This window comes from Paenibacillus sp. strain BS8-2 (genome assembly GCF_054483835.1).
On the sequence record NZ_CM137010.1, the window covers coordinates 2,232,093 to 2,250,283 of the forward strand.

19 protein-coding genes are annotated in these 18,191 nt (G+C 50.6%); 16 read left to right on the forward strand and 3 right to left on the reverse strand.

Annotated features, from left to right (window positions below; all coding sequences use genetic code 11):
* The first annotated feature begins 36 nt into the window (after nucleotides 1–36).
* The 7 genes from ACX1C1_RS09815 (at nucleotide 37) to ACX1C1_RS09845 (ending at nucleotide 7,740) form a co-directional block, all read left to right on the forward strand.
* Nucleotides 37–768, forward strand: a complete 732-nt coding sequence (locus tag ACX1C1_RS09815; RefSeq protein ID WP_458956897.1) for a Fic family protein — start codon at nucleotides 37–39, stop codon at nucleotides 766–768.
* Between the two features lie 50 nt (nucleotides 769–818).
* Nucleotides 819–1,229 (forward strand): hypothetical protein, encoded by a 411-nt coding sequence (locus ACX1C1_RS09820; RefSeq protein ID WP_458956898.1) that lies wholly within the window; start codon nucleotides 819–821, stop codon nucleotides 1,227–1,229.
* Nucleotides 1,230–1,492: 263 nt separating this feature from the next.
* A complete protein-coding gene (locus ACX1C1_RS09825; protein WP_458956899.1) occupies nucleotides 1,493–1,816 on the forward strand; it encodes a nucleoside triphosphate pyrophosphohydrolase in 324 nt (107 codons plus the stop codon).
* Nucleotides 1,803–2,750, forward strand: coding sequence for a DEAD/DEAH box helicase family protein (locus ACX1C1_RS09830; protein WP_458956900.1), 948 nt, complete (start codon nucleotides 1,803–1,805; stop codon nucleotides 2,748–2,750). Before ACX1C1_RS09825 ends, ACX1C1_RS09830 begins: the two co-directional genes overlap by 14 nt.
* Nucleotides 2,747–4,243 carry a DEAD/DEAH box helicase gene (locus tag ACX1C1_RS09835; RefSeq protein ID WP_458956901.1) on the forward strand — a complete coding sequence of 499 codons (1,497 nt, stop codon included), beginning with the start codon at nucleotides 2,747–2,749 and terminating at the stop codon, nucleotides 4,241–4,243. The genes ACX1C1_RS09830 and ACX1C1_RS09835 overlap by 4 nt, the downstream gene beginning before the upstream one ends.
* A gap of 57 nt (nucleotides 4,244–4,300) precedes the next feature.
* A complete protein-coding gene (locus tag ACX1C1_RS09840) occupies nucleotides 4,301–7,459 on the forward strand; it encodes a DUF3427 domain-containing protein (RefSeq protein ID WP_458956902.1) in 3,159 nt (1,052 codons plus the stop codon).
* Between the two features lie 173 nt (nucleotides 7,460–7,632).
* A complete protein-coding gene (locus ACX1C1_RS09845; RefSeq protein ID WP_458956903.1) occupies nucleotides 7,633–7,740 on the forward strand; it encodes a putative holin-like toxin in 108 nt (35 codons plus the stop codon).
* A 537-nt stretch (nucleotides 7,741–8,277) separates the two neighbouring features.
* Here the strand turns inward: ACX1C1_RS09845 and ACX1C1_RS09850 are convergent.
* From ACX1C1_RS09850 to ACX1C1_RS09860, 3 genes are all read right to left on the reverse strand, one after another.
* A complete protein-coding gene (locus tag ACX1C1_RS09850) occupies nucleotides 8,278–9,387 on the reverse strand; it encodes a saccharopine dehydrogenase family protein (RefSeq protein ID WP_458956904.1) in 1,110 nt (369 codons plus the stop codon).
* Between the two features lie 94 nt (nucleotides 9,388–9,481).
* The gene (locus ACX1C1_RS09855; RefSeq protein WP_458956905.1) at nucleotides 9,482–9,802 is read right to left on the reverse strand and encodes an ArsR/SmtB family transcription factor; all 321 of its coding nucleotides are present in this window, start codon (nucleotides 9,800–9,802) and stop codon (nucleotides 9,482–9,484) included.
* A gap of 146 nt (nucleotides 9,803–9,948) precedes the next feature.
* Nucleotides 9,949–10,077 carry a hypothetical protein gene (locus tag ACX1C1_RS09860; RefSeq protein ID WP_458956906.1) on the reverse strand — a complete coding sequence of 43 codons (129 nt, stop codon included), beginning with the start codon at nucleotides 10,075–10,077 and terminating at the stop codon, nucleotides 9,949–9,951.
* A 100-nt stretch (nucleotides 10,078–10,177) separates the two neighbouring features.
* Between ACX1C1_RS09860 and ACX1C1_RS09865 the strand changes: the two genes are divergently transcribed.
* The 9 genes from ACX1C1_RS09865 to ACX1C1_RS09905 all read left to right on the forward strand — a co-directional run bounded on the left by ACX1C1_RS09865 (nucleotide 10,178) and on the right by ACX1C1_RS09905 (nucleotide 17,972).
* Nucleotides 10,178–10,513 carry an antibiotic biosynthesis monooxygenase family protein gene (locus tag ACX1C1_RS09865; protein ID WP_458956907.1) on the forward strand — a complete coding sequence of 112 codons (336 nt, stop codon included), beginning with the start codon at nucleotides 10,178–10,180 and terminating at the stop codon, nucleotides 10,511–10,513.
* Nucleotides 10,510–11,187: a uracil-DNA glycosylase gene (locus ACX1C1_RS09870; protein WP_458956908.1), complete on the forward strand. Its 678-nt coding sequence runs from the start codon at nucleotides 10,510–10,512 to the stop codon at nucleotides 11,185–11,187. Before ACX1C1_RS09865 ends, ACX1C1_RS09870 begins: the two co-directional genes overlap by 4 nt.
* A gap of 105 nt (nucleotides 11,188–11,292) precedes the next feature.
* On the forward strand, nucleotides 11,293–12,339 hold the full coding sequence (gene selD, locus ACX1C1_RS09875) for a selenide, water dikinase SelD (RefSeq protein ID WP_458956909.1): 1,047 nt from the start codon (nucleotides 11,293–11,295) through the stop codon (nucleotides 12,337–12,339).
* A gap of 33 nt (nucleotides 12,340–12,372) precedes the next feature.
* Nucleotides 12,373–13,413 carry a tRNA 2-selenouridine(34) synthase MnmH gene (mnmH, locus tag ACX1C1_RS09880; RefSeq protein ID WP_458956910.1) on the forward strand — a complete coding sequence of 347 codons (1,041 nt, stop codon included), beginning with the start codon at nucleotides 12,373–12,375 and terminating at the stop codon, nucleotides 13,411–13,413.
* Between the two features lie 94 nt (nucleotides 13,414–13,507).
* Nucleotides 13,508–14,143 (forward strand): ThuA domain-containing protein, encoded by a 636-nt coding sequence (locus tag ACX1C1_RS09885; RefSeq protein ID WP_458956911.1) that lies wholly within the window; start codon nucleotides 13,508–13,510, stop codon nucleotides 14,141–14,143.
* A 230-nt stretch (nucleotides 14,144–14,373) separates the two neighbouring features.
* Nucleotides 14,374–15,054 carry a PspA/IM30 family protein gene (locus tag ACX1C1_RS09890; protein ID WP_458956912.1) on the forward strand — a complete coding sequence of 227 codons (681 nt, stop codon included), beginning with the start codon at nucleotides 14,374–14,376 and terminating at the stop codon, nucleotides 15,052–15,054.
* Nucleotides 15,055–15,100: 46 nt separating this feature from the next.
* A complete protein-coding gene (locus tag ACX1C1_RS09895) occupies nucleotides 15,101–16,135 on the forward strand; it encodes a TFIIB-type zinc ribbon-containing protein (protein WP_458956913.1) in 1,035 nt (344 codons plus the stop codon).
* Complete coding sequence (locus tag ACX1C1_RS09900) at nucleotides 16,126–16,947, forward strand: TPM domain-containing protein (RefSeq protein ID WP_458956914.1); 822 nt, start codon at nucleotides 16,126–16,128, stop codon at nucleotides 16,945–16,947. The genes ACX1C1_RS09895 and ACX1C1_RS09900 overlap by 10 nt, the downstream gene beginning before the upstream one ends.
* A gap of 20 nt (nucleotides 16,948–16,967) precedes the next feature.
* Nucleotides 16,968–17,972 (forward strand): SPFH domain-containing protein, encoded by a 1,005-nt coding sequence (locus tag ACX1C1_RS09905; protein WP_458956915.1) that lies wholly within the window; start codon nucleotides 16,968–16,970, stop codon nucleotides 17,970–17,972.
* Nucleotides 17,973–18,191: the final 219 nt, after the last annotated feature.

Consider the following 18,191-nt stretch of genomic DNA (forward strand, 5'->3'; position numbering starts at 1 on the left):
GGTGCTAATTCCCCTTCCCGATTGGAGTGAGTCTCTGTGTTTTCCGAAATTAATGAAAAAAAATTACTACTGGATCAAAAGAGGCCTCTGCCAGTACACACATTACGTAGTATACGGGAACACTTAATTATTAATTGGACCTATCATTCCAATGCGATAGAAGGCAATACGCTGACGCTTTCGGAAACGAAAGTTGCACTTGAGGGAATAACAGTTGGCGGAAAGACGATAAAAGAACATCTTGAGGCAACGAATCATAAAGATGCTATTCTTTATGTCGAGGAAATCGTTAGCCGAAATGAGCAAATGTCGGAGTGGCAAATCAAAAATTTGCATCGATTGATACTCAAGCATATTGAAGACGAGTTTGCTGGAGTTTATAGAAAAGAAAACGTTATTATTAGCGGTGCTACTCATATCCCGCCAGATTTTGTTCGGGTGCAGGATGAGATGGAGCGGCTTATTCACCTATACGAATCATGGCAAGAAGATCCAAATGTACATGCAATAGAGCGTGCATCCTTGCTACACATTGAATTTGTTAAAATACACCCATTCATCGATGGAAACGGGAGGACGGCGCGGCTGCTTCTCAACTTTGAACTAATGAAAAGCGGCTTCCCTCCTATTGTTATAGAAAAAGAAAATCGAGCCGAGTATTATGCGACACTTGATCTGGCGCACACAAGCGGAGATTCCCGGCCTTTTATCGAGATGACAACAAGGATTATGGATAGGACGCTGGATTGGTACTTGAAGCTGGTGTAGGACTAGTCCTGATAAGCAATATAAGAAATAACTAATGCAAGAGGGTATTTATGAACAGAGTGCAATTGCAAGCCAAGGTAAAGCAGCTCGTCCATGGGATGATTCATGAGAAGCGAGAGGCAAGTCCGCTAGAGCTATTGCTGCGAATGGATAAAATAACTCCCCAGCTTGTGCAGGAATGGCGAGCAGGCAGGGTGCCTTATCTGGAGCGAGTAGTCCGCGGCAATTTGTCGCAGTTAAGTTATATAATGAGTATTTACCGAAAGACGGCCAAAGAAATGGGACTTCAAGAATCCTATAGAAGCTATACGAGATCGGGAAAGGGGCCAAGCTCGCCTCTGAGATTCTCTAAGACAGGTGAGCCAGCTATAGAGAAAGCCTATTCCACGCACTACATGAAGAAGAAACCCGTGGATAAGCCCATCTCGGTTACTGGTTCAGAAAGTTTGTCTCTTGAGTGATGCTTAAAAATATCGGGAATATCGATTGCCGATTGAACTGGAAATCATGTATCCTATAATCAATATAAGCACAGAGGTGAAACACACCCAAGCAGGACGTCGTGAACGTTCTGCTTGGGTGTTTTTTCGTTGCCGGATTTTTTACTTTAATCCCATCATTTCTTTTGATTGTTAAGAAAGGGCAGATGTACATAAATGTCGAATATAGTAATAAAGAACTATTAAATGAGATGGGTTCAAGATTGAAATATAGGAGGAGCTTAATGCCAACATACAATAAATTAGTGAGGGACTACATCCCTCAAATCATTGAATCGACAGGGAAAAAATATAACACAAAGATATTAAATGAAGCCGAATATAGATTCGAATTGAATACGAAGCTGAAAGAAGAAATGAATGAATACTTGAATGCCAAAGAAGCAATCGAATCGCTAGAAGAGTTGGCTGATTTAATAGAAGTCATTCATGCTTTGGCAGCGGTACATGGGTCAAGCGTTGAAGAGCTGGAGGACCTTCGACTGCAAAAAGCACAGAAGCGGGGCGGCTTCCAAGAGCGGGTGTATCTCATCGATGTCGACGACTAAACTTAATGTCAGGCTCATTACGGAAAACTTAGGCGATGAATTGATTGTTAACATGCAGCACGCAGCGGGCATCTACATCATGACCTCTTTTATTATGCAGTCGGGAGTCCGGTTGCTTGCTCCTCATCTTAAAGCTGCGATCGAACGAGGAGCTGAAGTGAAGGTGCTGGCCGGTGACTATCTATTCGTCACGCAGCCTGAAGGCTTACGACTGTTGTGCGGCATCGATGATCGGCTTGAAGCTAGATTATGGAGAAGCATGGGTACTTCCTTCCACCCCAAGGCGTATCTATTTGATTACGAGCTTGGCGAAGGTCTGCTTATTGTGGGATCATCCAATTTCTCCATGTCGGCAATGAAGATGGGGATGGAATGGAATTTGGCGATGAACGCCAAAGCAGAGCCGTACACCTTCCAAATTGCCCTCGATAAATTTATGCAGAACTTCTATCACGAGTCGACGATGCCTCTAAATGAACACTCCATCTCAAGTTATGAAGAGGAGTATAGACTCCGTCATCGGGAAAGTCCGGAGCTCACCCGGCTGGTAGAGCGGATGGAGGAGGAGGACTATCGCTCCGAGGAGATATCTGACTTCCCAGAGCCAGACAGATCTGTACTTGAAATGGCGATAACGCCTAGATTTGCGCAGGTAGAAGCATTGGAGGCGCTGGATCGGACGCTCGAAGAAGAATACGACAAAGCGATGGTCATCATGGCTACTGGACTAGGCAAAACGTATTTGGCGGGCTTCTTGGCCCAGCGTTTCCAGCGTGTTTTGTTTGTAGCTCATCGTGAGGAGATTCTCCATCAAGCTAAAGCGTCTTTTGCACGTATCATGCCAGAACGAAGTTTAGGGCTTTATAACGGTGTGTTCAAGGAAGGTGACGCAGACTGTGTGTTTGCTTCCATTCAAAATATACGCTTGGCATGAGGAAACATCGGGAGAGCTTCTCCGAGTCCACGTTTGATTTGATAGTAGTAGACGAATTTCATCACGCTGCAGCGGCTTCCTATCAATCCGTTATGAATTATTTTCAGCCGAAGTTCCTATTAGGCATTACGGCAACGCCGGACCGGATGGATGGCAAGGATGTTTATGCGTTATGCGACGGCAACGTAGCGTATCGTATTCATTTTCTGGAGGCGATCAGGAGAGGTTGGCTTTCCCCGTTCCGATACTTCGGCGTGTATGACGAGACAGACTACTCGCAGATGCGGTGGTTGGGTACTCATTATGACGAAGAGCAATTGGCGTCGGCGCAGCTTCGAGATTCCATGGCATCCCGAATATACGAAGCGTGGTTGGAACACAAGATTACGCGGACGATCGCCTTTTGTTCGTCGATTCGACAATCCGACTATCTGGCCGACTTTTTTGAAGAACGCGGCGTATCGGTTGTAAGTCTAAATTCCGGCACAGTAGGGATTAAGCGTGGAGAAGCGATTCGCATGCTGGACGAAGGTAGCTTGGACATTATATTTACGGTGGACTTATTTAATGAAGGTGTTGATATTCCTAGCGTCGATACTCTGTTATTCGTTAGGCCGACGGAGTCGTTAACCGTGTTTACTCAACAGGTGGGGCGTGGGCTTAGATTGGCGCAGTCGAAGACGCATTGCCATATTATCGACTTGATCGGCAACTACCGGAATGCTGACGTGAAGCTGCGAGTGTTCGATGAGCGTGAAGATACATCGGCAGCAGGAACGGTCGCGAGCACCGCGGTTCTTCCTGTTGGCTGCGAATTAAAGCTGGATACAAAAGTTATCGACTTGCTTGCGGAGTTAAGTCGCAAAAAGCTGCCTAGGCGAGAGCATCTACTAAACGCATATAGACAACTAAAGCAGGAGCTTGGGCGCACTCCGACGTATCTGGAGCTTCACCTTAACGGAAGAGCGAACAGCCGTGAATATGCAGGTGAGTTTGGAAGCTACATCGGCTTCCTGCATTGGGCAAACGAGTTAACGGAGCGGGAACAAGAGCTATATGAGCGTTACGATGTCTGGCTTAAGGACGTTGAGAAAACGGTCATGACCAAAAGCTACAAAATGGTTGTATTACTTGCAATGCTGGAGAGAGGCGCTGATGACTGGATGAATTCGGTTACGCCGAGCGAGATTGCGCCGTTTTTCCATCGTTACTTTATGAGCAAGGAATATCGGAAGAGAATCGATTTCTCGGATAAAGAATCTAAACGGTTGTGGGACTTTAACGAAAATGGGGTCAGCAAGCTTATCTCAACGATGCCTATGTCTAAGTGGGCTGGAGCGCGTGGGAGTATAGTCGCGTTCGAAAACAATGTTTTTGCGCTGAAAATTGAATCGCCGGTACGTTCTGAAGACGCCGGAACTCTATATCAATGGACGAAGGATATTTGTTTGTATCGGTTGCATTATCATTTTGAGCGGAGGGACCAATCTTAATAATCCCGAATATCCATCGTCATAGAGAATAGAGAGAATCAGGAGGCCCCGCAATCTATGAAAGAAGGCCTATACGAGCAAGTCATTAATGGTTTGACTGCAGAGCAGCTTCTTCGTTTGGATGCGTCCAAATACGAGATTGGCAAAGAGAAGCTCGATAGCGAGGAAGCTCGGAAGGTGTTGTCGAGTTACATCGGTCTCGTGACGCGCCGGGCGCTAAAATTAGTGAGGGAGCAAGCTGGTACACAGGACGGGGCCTCCATATTGGCCCAGGTTCGAACTTGCAACGATATTATCGCGGCCTTAAGAGAGAGTCTCGGGCCAGAAGAGGCAGAAGCGTTAAGGCTTGACGAACAAGGCGAAGTGTTGACGTATATCTATTCCAAAATTAATCATATACGCGCCTTCAAAGACGAAAAGGTAATCCGCCCTGCAACGCCGTTATCGCAGAGCAGCTTATTCACGGGCGCGCATGCGGAACCGAACATGATGCACGAGCTGCAACAGGAAATTTTGACGGCGGACCGGATCGATTGGCTCGTATCCTTCATCAAGTGGAGCGGGCTGCGCTGTTTGATGGAGCAGTTGGAGCAATTTACAGCGAGAGGCGGCAAGCTGCGCGTTATTACGACGACGTATATGGAAGCGACCGACTTTAAAGCCATACGAGAGTTGAGCACACTGCCTAATACGGAAATCAAAATATCGTACGACGGAGATCGCACGAGACTTCATGCCAAGGCATACATGTTCAAGCGGGATACCGGTTTTACGACAGCCTATGTTGGCTCATCAAACCTATCTAATCCGGCGCTTACCAGCGGACTCGAGTGGAATTTAAAAGTGACGGAGAAGGATTCTTACGATATTTTGGGCAAAATCGATGCGACATTCGAGAGCTACTGGAACGATCGGTCATTTAGATTATTTGAACCCGAGAATGAGGAGCATGGCGAACTGTTGCTGCAGGCACTACGGAAGAACAAGTCTTATGATCAAGCAGACGGCGGTACCTTCCCGTTCGAAATTCTCCCTTACGATTACCAAAAGGAGATCTTGGAAAAGCTCGAAGCTCAAAGAGTGTTGTACGGTCTTTACCGCAATCTTGTAGTGGCTGCGACCGGAGTCGGCAAGACGGTCGTGTCGGCGTTCGACTTCAAACGTTTTGCACAAAATCACCCGAATGCAAAGCTGCTATTCGTCGCGCATCGAGAGGAGATCCTAAAGCAGAGCCGGGATACGTTCCGCTATATCCTAAAAAATATGAACTTTGGAGAGTTGCATGTTGGCAGTCATCAGGCACAAAGTTTGGAGCATCTCTTCATAAGCATTCAGAGCCTCAATTCGATGCAACTGACTGAACGGACGACGCCGGAGTATTACGACTATATCGTAGTAGATGAATTCCATCATGCGGCTGCGCCAACCTATCAAAAGCTGCTTCAATATTACCAGCCTCAAATTCTGCTGGGCCTGACGGCAACGCCAGAACGCATGGATGGCAAGGATGTGCTGGCGTACTTCGATAACCGCATTGCGGCAGAGATTCGGTTGACGGATGCCATAGACCGGAAGTTGCTATGCCCGTTTCATTATTTCGGCGTAACGGATGCAGTGGATTTGTCGCAGGTTCGCTGGTCGAGACGGGGGTATGACCTAAACGAGCTGGAAAATCTGTATACGCATAACAAAATCAGAGCCGTTCAAATTCTGAACAGCTTGCGCAAGTATGCGACCGATATGGACGGGCTCAAAGGCTTGGGGTTCTGCGTCGGAGTGGAGCATGCGCATTATATGGCTGGCGTATTTCGAGAGGCGGGCATTTCCAGTCTAGCATTGTACGGCGGATCGAGCGATGCAGAGAGGCAATCGGCCAAACGTTTGCTGGAGCTAGGCGAGGTCAAAATGATCTTTGTTGTCGATCTCTACAACGAAGGAGTCGATATCCCAGCCGTTAACACGATCTTGTTTCTGCGTCCGACGGAGAGCTTGACCGTCTTCTTGCAGCAGCTTGGAAGGGGTCTGCGTCTGTATGAGGGCAAAGAATGTTTGACGGTGCTTGATTTTATCGGGCAAGCGCATCAAGAATATAACTTTCAGGAGAAGTACAGAGCCTTATTGGGAAAAACAAAACATTCCGTGCAGCACTACGTGGAAAACGGTTTTTCCAGCTTGCCGCGAGGGAGCTTCATTCAACTCGAGAAACAGGCGAAGAGCTATATTTTGCGCAACTTAAAAAGTTTATCCGTCAATAAGCGAAATCTTATTAATCGGATGAAATATTTTGAGAGCGATACGGGACTTCCTCTAACGTTAGTCGACTTCGTCGAGTATTACGGCTTAACGCTTCAAGAATTTTATGGGGGTCGGACAGGCAAGCGAAGTTTCTATGGATTAATGGCCGAAGCCGGTCTCAGGGAACCGCATGATTGGGAGCAGGGAGAGGAATTGACCAAACGTCTTCCTGCGTTGCTTCATCTGAATTCACGCCGAATGCTTCTATTTTTAGCTCGTTATTTGGAGCAAGGCTGCGGCGCGGCGACGGAGGATGAACGTCTCATGCTGGCTATGTTCTATTACACCTTCTATAGAGCGGAGCCAGCGAAACAAGGTTTCCTAGGAATAGAAGAAGCGTTGGAATCCATAATGGCTTGCGAGCCTTTCCGTAACGAGGTACATGCGATTATCAAGTACAATCTGTCGAGAATTGATTTTGTGGACAAACCTCACCACCTGCCCTACTCGCTGCCGCTCGACGTGCATTGTCGTTACTCCCTCGATCAAGTGTTGGCTGCATTTGGATATTGGAGCGAAAAGGCGGCGCCGAGCTTCCGCGAAGGAGTCAAATACTTTGAGGAAAAGGCGACGGATATTTTCTTCATTACGCTAAACAAGTCCGATAAGGACTTTTCCCCCTCGACGCAATACGAGGACTATGCAATTAATGAAACGTTATTCCATTGGCAGACGCAGAGCCGAACTTCTGAGGAATCGAAGACGGCGCAGCGGTATATTCGCCACCGCGAACAGGGATCGCGAATTCTATTATTCGTGCGGGAGTATAAGGAGGACAGCGGCTTCACAAGCCCTTTCACGTTCCTTGGAGAGGCGGAGTACGTTAGTCATGAAGGCAACAAGCCTATCAGCTTCGTATGGCGATTAAAAGAAGAGTTGCCGCCGGCGATGGTGCCTGCTGCGAAGAAGGCGATTGTGTAATAAGGGAGCAAGGCCGTTTTAAAACAAGCTCGATTCATTGGTTGCATCTAAATACGAAGGTAAAAATAAGAACATACGATCTATTTTGTTGGCGAATTATGCTATAATAATACAAGCACATGGAACGGCTTGCAAGGGTGGTCGGCTACCTCTCTCAGAAGGGAGGGATGCCCATGGAGGTTAAAGATGCTTTGACGTTGATGATCGGTTTCGGGGCGCTAATTATTGCGCTGCTGACGTTGGTTGTTGCCATCATAGCCGTATTTAATCAACAAAAATAGACCGCCCCCCTGCTAGGTTAACGGTCTATTTCTGACTCAATAACTGAAGCCGACCGCCTTTGAAGCGGTCTTCTGTGCCAAGGAGTCGTGTTGACGCACGGCTCCTTCTTTAGTTTCATTATAACTGCGTACGATTATGCCTGCAATCAGGAATCGTTTGCAACCACCGCATCCTGCGGACGATTAATTTGGTTGTCCTGATTAGCTTTGTAACTAATGTCGGTAGATCCGTCTTATTAAGAATACAGTCAAAACAAAATAATCTCTGCTAGGAAGCCCGTTGACCTTCAAAAGGCCGGCGGGTTGTGCAGAAATTATTATTTTGCCAGATCTGAAAGTGGCGCGCATATAAACCTCACCCGCCAATCAGCTTTAGTAGGTCTAGGCATCCGGAAGTATGTTTAATAGCGGCATATATATACAAGCCACGCCCCTCTTTTTTGAGAAAGAATCTTTAAAGCTCTGGACAGATCACGCTCCTGAAAAGGCGAAGCAAGGATAATACCCCAGCACCGCCTTTTCCCGTCATTTCTTCTTCTACAACCCCCGTATCGCGATTCTCGAAATATTCGTAGAAATCCGCACACCATATTCCTTATAGAATTGATGAATAAAGTCGCTGCTCATGCTGTGATCCGGAAGGTCCTCCGGGTAATAAATGCCCGGTGGATATGGTTTATCATCGAGCACTCCTAGCAGCTTCTCCGCTTGAATGGCGGCGCCCAAGGCGGTGAGATGTGTCTGACCGAGCGGATCCGTGATCTTAACATCAAGATCGATCAGCTTGCCATCCGGTGCTCGTCCCTGTAATTGGATCAGAATGTGATGCGCGCTGCCAATGCCCGGATTATAGAGGAGTCGACGTCTGAGCGAACGGAAGCGATCACCGCTGATTTTGTGCCAAATACCGCTTTTCACGAGCCCAACTAACGCATACGTCGATGCTTTGTTATCGAAGGTGATGCGGAAGCTGGCGGCATCGATATGATCGGGTTTGAGCAGGGTCACGTGATCCGGAGTGTCAAGGCGATAACAATGGGCCGAATAGCCATTGGGAAATTTAACTGTGATCGGGTCAGTCATGGGGTGCACGAGCCGACTGCCGTCCATCTCTGTAACCTGGAACGGAATGTTCATACGATCCATGTATGCGGCAGAGTCCGGTCCTGCTTTATCCTTTAATGAGTATAACGCATGGATGCGGACGGAAACGTTCTTGAGGGTATGCGAATGCAGCATCGCAAATAACGAGGCTGTGCCTGCCATCCAACCAGACGACAGGATGACGGGAGCGTGAAGCTCGGCGTTGGTCAATCGGGACAACGATTGTTGGAACAGTTCGGTCCATCGCGTCAGATCGATGAAGGGAATCTTGTTGCGCACGGCAGAGAGGAGCAGTCGATCCTCCAGATCGTTGACAGCATTAATGATTAATGAAATATTGCCGTTTATTACGTGCAGCGGATCCTCGGCTTGGTTATCGACGACTACCGTTTGGATACGTGTCGATTCAATAGGCGAGACTTTACCTTTGGTTCGTCCTCCTAATAAAATATGGATATCGGGATGCCGATCATGCAGGATTTGCGCGATCTGCCGACCTACCTCTCCGTATCCGCCAACAATAAGCACCGTCTTTCTAATCAAACCAATCACCCTCCATTTAAATGTTTAAATGTTTAAACTTATCAACATAATGCCCGAAAAAAAGAATGACAGGAACCAGCGGGCAAAACTCCAGCTAGTGCGTGCATTCCTCTTCGACAAAATGAACCAATTGCTTCATAAGCGTAATCGCTTCGGTAATCTCTAGACTGTAGAACATTTCAGTGCCTTTTTTCTGCACGGTAATCAGTCCTGCTTGCTTTAAAATCTTCAAATGATGAGAGACGGTAGGCCGCGATACGGGAATATGTGCTGCGATCTGAGTCACGTTCATACTCGTTTGATCGATCAGCAACGAAACGATTTGCTGGCGAATAGGGTCTCCGAGACCCATGAAGTAGGGGCTTAGCTGTTCGAAAATGTGGATCGCCTTCTGATTGCCAATAAATTCGCTCATGGTATGCTCCGTTGATAGGTTTAATTGTTTAAACGTATTGTACGTTATCCCGTTCAACAATTCAAGGACGCGAGTCCCCAGAGTGAAAAAAAGGTATGATCATGAGCGGGCTCCGGATCGGAACCGCCCACTGATAATACCTAGACTCATGATGATAGGCTGCCCTTCATACCTATAGTCGTCCGCGTACTCGCAACGAACGTGCCTTTGCCCCTGATGCGCACTGCGACGCCTTCGTCGGCGAGTCCGGACAGCGCGTTTTTGCTTGCTGACACGAGATTGCTCTAATCTAACACTACATCTGGCAGCGGGTTCCTTGTCCGTTCATCTAGCGTTATAATGACGATCATAGACAACAAAGGAGAGTGCATGGAGATGACGATCGCGCGCACGCCGGAGCCGCCGTATTACGCGGTTATTTTTACATCGCAGATGGCGGATGGTGATAATATCGGATACGGAGCCATGGGGGACAAAATGGTGGAGCTCGCCTCTCAGCAAGAAGGTTTCCTTGGAGTTGAAAGCGCTCGTGGTGGAACCGGCTTCGGGATTACGGTTTCTTACTGGTCATCGCTGGAAGCGATCGAGGCTTGGAAGAGCCATTCCCTGCATAAAGTAGCGCAAGATAAGGGCAAGAATGAATGGTACGAGCAGTTCGGCTTGCGGGTATCGAAGGTAGAACGGCAGCATTTTGCGGGGAGGGGAGAATGATGGAAGGTTTGAAGAACGATTGGGCGACGGTGTTGGCGGATGAAATGAATCAACCTTACTTTGTTAAGCTAAGCGGGTTCCTTGACTCGGAGTACGATCGGGAGACGGTTTATCCGGCGCGGGAGGATATCTTTAATGCGCTTCGTTACACCTCCTTGGCGGACACCAAGGTCGTTGTGCTGGGGCAAGATCCCTATCATGGTCCGGGACAAGCGCACGGCTTGAGCTTCTCCGTCAAGGAAGGCGTACCGACGCCGCCTTCCCTGCTCAATATGTTCAAGGAGCTGCGCGACGATCTAGGCTGCAGCATGCCGAACAACGGCTACTTGCTGGAGTGGGCCAAGCAGGGTGTGCTGCTGCTTAACACGGTGCTCACCGTAAGGGGCAATGAAGCGAATTCGCATAAGAGTCAAGGCTGGGAGACATTTACGGACCAAGTCATTAAGATGGTGAACGAGAAAGAAGAGCCTGTCGTATTCGTGCTTTGGGGCAGTCACGCGCATAAGAAGGCGGAGCTCATTACGAACAAGCGGCATCTGCAGCTGCGGGCTCCACATCCCAGCCCGTTGTCGTCGTACCGCGGTTTCTTCGGCAGCAAGCCGTTCTCGCAGGCGAACGACTTTCTGCGAGCGAACGGACGCGGGGAGATCGATTGGCAGATTCCCGACAGGTAATCCGTTCTAAGATGGGCGGATACCTGTGGATTAGATAATCCGCCGCGAATCGGCTATCATGAATGACATAAGCGGCTGAACTTCATCTATAAGGAGACATATAAGATGACTACGGAACCTATCAAACTAACCTCCTATTCCTCCAAAGGAGGCTGTGGCTGCAAGATCGGCCCGGGCGAGCTTTCCGAGGTGCTCCGCTCCTTGCCGGCCTCCGTGCCAAGCCCTAATCTGCTTGTCGGAATCGATACGAGCGACGATGCAGGGGTGTATAAGCTTAATGACGATCTCGCGCTTGTGCAGACGGTCGACTTCTTCACGCCTATCGTGGATGATCCATATTCGTTCGGTCAGGTGGCGGCAGCCAATGCGATCAGCGACATATACGCCATGGGCGGCAAGCCGTTAACAGCATTAAACATCGTCGCTTTCCCGATCAAAACACTAGATAAGAGCGTGCTCGCCGATATTCTGCGCGGGGCGGGCGACAAGATGAAGGAAGCAGGAATTACGCTTGTAGGCGGACATTCGATCGATGATAACGAACCTAAATTCGGAATGGCAGTTACGGGTCTCATTCATCCCGGTAAGGTACGCACCAATGCGGGAGCGAGGCCCGGCGACAAGCTGATCCTGACCAAGCCGATCGGAGTCGGCATCCTCACGACATCGATCAAGAAGGACAAGCTGAGCCAGGAGGAAGTGAGCCGCGTGACGGAAGTGATGGCGACGCTTAACAAGACGGCTGCCGAGACAATGGAGCCGTACAGCGTTCATGCTTGCACGGACGTGACCGGCTTTGGCCTGATGGGACACGCGCTGGAGATGGCGAAGGGCAGCGGAGTCGGCATTCTCGTGCACGCGGCGGATGTGCCTGTATTGCCGAGGGTCAGAGAGTTGGCGGAAGCAGGATTTGTCCCCGGCGGTACCAAAAACAACTTCGCGCACGTAAGCGGCTCCGTCGATTTCGCGGATTCGCTCGACGAAATCGGACGCTGGATTCTGTGCGACGCTGTGACTTTGGGCGGGCTGCTGATCGCGGTGGCAGGCGAGCAAGCGCAGGAACTGCTCGGCAGGCTTAAGCAGGCAGGCGTGGAAGCAGGCATCATCGGGGAGACGACAGCCGACCATCCCGGACGGATTGTTGTGCGATAAGAGCAGACATCATAGGTCAAGGAGACGATTTTTTTGTTCCAGGATATGAGCATAGAACAGTTATTGGAGCTGCAGCAGAACAAGAAGATCGTGACGATCGACGTACGCTCCCCATCCGAGTTCGCAGATGCCACGATTCCAGGCAGCTTGAACATTCCATTGTTCGATGATGCAGAACGCGCGGAAGTAGGTACAACGTATAAGCAGGTCAGCGTGCAAGCAGCCATGGATAAAGGTTTGGAGCTTGTATCGGCTAAGCTTCCTGCTTTTATCAAGACATTCCGCGAGATCAAGGAGCCTAAGGTTGTATTCTGCTGGAGAGGCGGGATGCGGAGCAAAACAACGGCAACGGTGTTGTCATTGATGGGGATCAGGGCGCATCGACTTACTGGCGGCTTCCGCGCTTACCGCAGATGGGTGGTGGAGACGCTTGAGCCGTTCGAGCTGACACCGCCGTCTGTCGTGCTGATCGGTCATACCGGAACGGGCAAGACAGCGATTCTAAGAGAGCTGGCGGAGGAAGGTTATCCTGTCCTTGATCTGGAGAGGATGGCGGGACATCGCGGCTCCATCTTCGGACATGTCGGTGTGAAGGCACACAACCAGAAGTCCTTCGAGTCGTTGTTAGTAACCGATCTGCTTAAGCTGCAGCATGCTCCTTACGTGCTAATGGAAGGTGAGAGCAAGCGCATTGGCAAGGCTGTTCTACCGGATATGATCATGAGAAAGAAGGAAGCAGGGAAGCAGCTATTCATCCACTTGCCGATTAAGGAACGCGTGCGCCATATTATCGAGGAATACCGACCGCTCCAGCATAAGGAAGAGCTCCTGCAGGGTTTTGCGCGTATTAAGAGCCGCATCCATACGCCAATTGCCAAGGAAATTCAGGTCAGCCTGGAGGAGAATCAATTCGAACATGCTGTCCGGCTTCTGCTGGAGCATTATTATGATCCGCGGTACGAACATGCGATGGAGCAATACGAGCAGGATCGAATCGACATTGTAGCGGATAGCGTGGAAGAAGCGGGGCGGCAGGTGAGGGCGTTTGTTGCAAGCCGCGGCGACGACGAGTGATTTCCGCGGTCTTATGTTTGAATATGGACGCCAGCGTTCGGCATTGGTATAGTAATGAATAATAGACTGCTAGCAAAGATAGAAGGAGAGACACATGACGACTTTCAAAGCATTGGCATTAGGCAACTACACCAACGTGAAATTTCATCCCTTCGAGGGAGTGGACCGCGAAATCGAAGCGTGTCTGGAAGACGTCGCGATAGTACGGTGCACGGGCGATTACGGCGTGCTGAACAAGGAGACGCTGAGCGAATACGAGCTGTTCATCTCTTATACGGATTTTGCGAACGAGCCGCTGCCACAGGAGCAAGTGGCAGCCTTGCTGCAATATGTAGCCGGCGGGGGAGGACTGCTCGTCATTCACAACGGCATCTCGATGCAGCGCAACAAAGAATTGATGACGATGATTGGCGGGAAGTTTACGAGCCATCCGCCTTTTACGTCATTGCCGGTTAGTTGGACTAGCGTCGATCATCCCATTACGCGAGGCGTACCGGAATATGTCATCGACGACGAGCCTTATCGCTTCGACATGATGCCGCATTTTGAGACGGCGATTCTGGCCGAATACAGTCATGAGGACCGGACTTGGCCGGCTGCATGGGCGCATGAGTATGGCCTCGGACGCGTAGTTTATCTTATGAATGGCCATAAATTGTCATGTTTCGAGTCACAGCCGTTCCGGCAGCTGATTAAGCAAGCCGGTCAATGGGCGGCCAAAGTATTGTGACGCTGAACGAGGGTATCCTTGATGTCCAATACGTCTCCTGGCGTCCGTAAAATACGAGTTATCACAAGAGAGCGCCTCGTGGCGCTCTCTTATTCGAATTCGGGGGCGAATATGGGTTGTGAACGTGGGCCTCGCCGGGAGTCGACAACCTTTTCGCCGGAAAATGAATCATTTTGACTGGAAATAAGGTACTATTAGAGCAGGAAATCGTTGTACAAGGAGGTTGCCCCATGGGAATTCTGGAAAGATTCAGGGATTTGATGATGAGCAATATCAATGCAGTATTGGACCGTTCGCACAACGTGGAGAAGACGCTAGACGAATATATGCGAAGCATAAATAAAGATCTCGGTGAACTCAAAGCGGAGACGGCGGCTATTCTCGCCGCGGAGAGCCGGACCAAGCGGGCACTGGACGAGTGCAGCTCCGAGATCGCCAAGCTGCAGCGCTACGCCGAGAAGTCCGCGCAATCGGGGAACGAAGCGCAGGCGCTGAAGTTTCTGGAACAGAAGGCGGCGGAGTCGGAGCGGGTGACTTCGCTGCAGGCGGCTTATGACGCTGCGGCGCTTAATGCCGCGAACATGAAGCAGCTGCAAGCGAAGCTGAGCGCCGACATCGGCGAGCTGGAGTCTCGCAGAGCAGCGATCAGAGGCAAGCTTGCGGCGGCTGATGCTCAGCAGAAGCTGAACGCGGCAGGTTCGGTCGACGCGGGCGGCGCGTCTGTGTTAGATGCGCTCGAGGAGAAGGCGGATCGTGCTTACGACGAAGCCATGGCGCTGGCGGAGCTGCGAAAGGGCACGAAGGATGATCTGGACGCCGAGTTCGAGCCGTACAGCAAGGAGGATTCGGCAACATCGAAGCCGGAGGACGAGTTGGCGGAGCTTAAGAAGAAGCTGGGGCAGACGGAGTAAGCAGACTGAGCATGATGTCATTAGTTTGACGGAGGTGAGCGGACGTATGTCGGTTATTACATATAAGTGTCCGAACTGCGGAGGCGGCATGGGCTTCGATAGTGAGTCGGGCAAGTTATCCTGTGCGAGCTGCGGCAGGAAGGACGATATTGAGGGGTTTTCCGGATCGCTCAAGCAGACGGTATTCGAGGGGAACGAGGCTCAGCAGTATCAATGCGGCAGCTGCGGAGCGGTGCTGATGACGGATGCGGACACGGTGGCGACTTCCTGCAGCTTCTGCGGCTCGAATGTCGTTCTCAGCGATCGGTTGACGGGCCAGCTGGCGCCGGATAAGGTGATTCCTTTTGCAATCAGCAAACAAGAAGCTCAGGCCGCCTTCAAGAAATGGTGCAAAAACGGTTTGATGACGCCAGGCGGGTTCATGACGGCGGACCGGATCCAAAACATTACAGGCTTGTACGTGCCCTTCTGGTTATTCGATCTGCACAACGACATTGAGGTTCAAGCGCATGGCACAAAGGTTCGAACTTACACGAGCGGCGACTACATATACACCGAGACGCAGCATTACGACGTCTATCGGGGCATCGTGCTGGATTACGCCAAGATACCGGTAGACGCATCGGAGAAGATGAACGACGAGCTGATGGACAAACTTGAGCCATTTCCGTACGATCAGCTGAAGGAGTTCAAGGCGCCATATCTGACGGGCTACATCGCAGAAAAATACAATTATAACGACGGCGAGTCCTACCCGCGCGCTAGGGGAAAGGTCGATGATTACATCGAATCGTATATCCGTTCCTCCATGTCGGGTTACGCCACCGTTACATATACGAACAAAAATGTGAACACGACTACGCTGCAGGCGAACTACGCGCTGCTGCCGGTATGGGTCGTCCATTACGATTACAATAAGAAACGGTATACATTCGCCATGAACGGACAGACGGGCAAGGTGGCAGGGAAGCCGCCGATCAGCAATGCCAAGACGCTCGGCTGGTTCGCTGGTATCTTCGCGGCGGGGTTCGCCATCATGAAAGGCATACAAGTTGCGCTGGGAGGCGGTTGGTGGTGGTGAGAGGGCCTATAAGATCGCGCCTTGTTTTTGTCTTGCTGCTGACGCTTGTGATCCCTCTCTTATCGTTGCTGCATCCCCTCGGTACGGCTTATGCGGAGGATGTGCCGATCAGGAAGCTCGTGTACGATGAAGCGGGGCTGCTGAACGAGGATGAGCGGGCGAAGCTTAATATCAAGGCGAACAAGCTTGGAGCCGAGCGGGAGACGGATATTATGATCTACACCTCCAAGAATGATGCCGGCGTTGATGTAATGAAGCTCATGCAGGACTTCTACGACAAGGAAGCGCCCGGGTACGACAAAGCACATGGCAACACGGTCATTTTGACCGTAGATATGAAGAACAGGCAGACTTACTTAGGTGGCTTCTACAAGGCGGAGACTTATCTGGACGATGGACGGCTGGACCGGATCCGCAATCAAATAAGCCCGGACTTGTCGGCAGGCGACTATTACGGCGCGTTCTCGGCTTATATCGAAACGGCGCATCGGTACATGGGCTACAAGCCTGGCGTCAATCCCGATCTTATTTTATTTAAGTGGTGGTTCCAAGTTGGCGTCGCAGGAGTGGTTGCACTTCTGGTCGTCTGGCGGTTGGTGGCCAATTCGGGAGGTCGTGTCACGGTTCACAATCGGACGTACGAGAATACCGGCTCTTCGGGCATCGTGGGCCATCGCGATCAGTATATTCGCACGACGGTGACAAAGAGGCATATTCCGAAGCCCTCGAGCGGAGGCGGAGGCGGTGGCCGGGGAGGCGGGGGCACAACATCCGGCGGCCATTCTCATAGCGGGAGCAGGGGATCATTTTAGAAGGGAAAGGATGAGGGCAAATGGCGTTTTTCAGAAACCAGTTCGCGAACGTGGTAGAGTGGGAAGAATTCCGCGACGATATGATCTTCTGGAAGTGGAGCAACAAGGAGATCAAAAAAGGGAGCAAGCTCATCATCAGACCGGGGCAAGACGCGGTATTCGTACACAACGGGCGGATCGAAGGCATCTTCCATGATGAAGGGGAGTACGCCGTCGATTCTCAGATCGTTCCCTTCCTCTCCACGCTGAAGGGCTTCAAGTTCGGCTTTAACAGCGGTATGCGCGTCGAGGTTGTGTTCGTCAATACCAAAGAATTTACGGTTCGCTGGGGTACTCAAAATCCGGTGTTAATTCCGACTCCGCAGCTGCCTGGCGGCATGCCGATCCGCGCTAACGGGACGTTTGTATTCAAGGTGAAGGACTATGTGGCCTTTATTGACAAAATCGCTGGAGTGCGCGAGAGCTTCTTGGTCGAGGACGTAAAGCTGAGATTAACGTCGGTACTGGACCAATTACTTATGAAGTGGATTAGCACAGAAGGCAAGGACATGTTCAACCTGCAGGCCAATGCGGGCGATATCGCCAGAGGTATCCGCGAGGATCTGGATATGGAGATGCTGGACAGCGGCATAACGGTGACGGGCTTCCAAGTGATGAGCTTCAATTATCCGCCGGAAATTCAGGCCATGATCACGAAGACGGCTTCCCATAGCATGATCGGGGACTTGCAGCGATACCAGCAGGCGTCCATGACCGACGGCATCGCTTCCGGCAAAGTGAACGGCGGCGGGGCCGCTGCGGATATGGCCGGCATGATGATGGGCATGAATATCGCCAAAGAAATGATGCAGAACATGAACTCGCCGCAAGGAGGCGGTCAGCAGGGCGGCGCTAATGGCGGGGGTTCGCAGGCGGAGGGCTCCGCTCCGGCAGGCAACGGCCAGAAGCCGAACTTCTGCCCGAACTGCGGCTCGAAGAACGAAGGCGCCAACTTCTGTCCGAACTGCGGCCAGAAGCTGGGTTAAGCCAAGATCACATGAGCAACAGATAACAAAGAAGTCATCGCAGCCCTTTGCGATGACTTCTTTGTTTAGTTAGACGGACAGCATATTGCGTATTCGATGCCAACACCAGGCTAAGCCGGCGCTGGCTACCAAGTCAAATGCTGCGGCTGAATGGCTTCCACCCATAAAACTTGTAATCGACGGACAACCTCGCCGTCCAATCGGTTGTTTGAAGCAGAT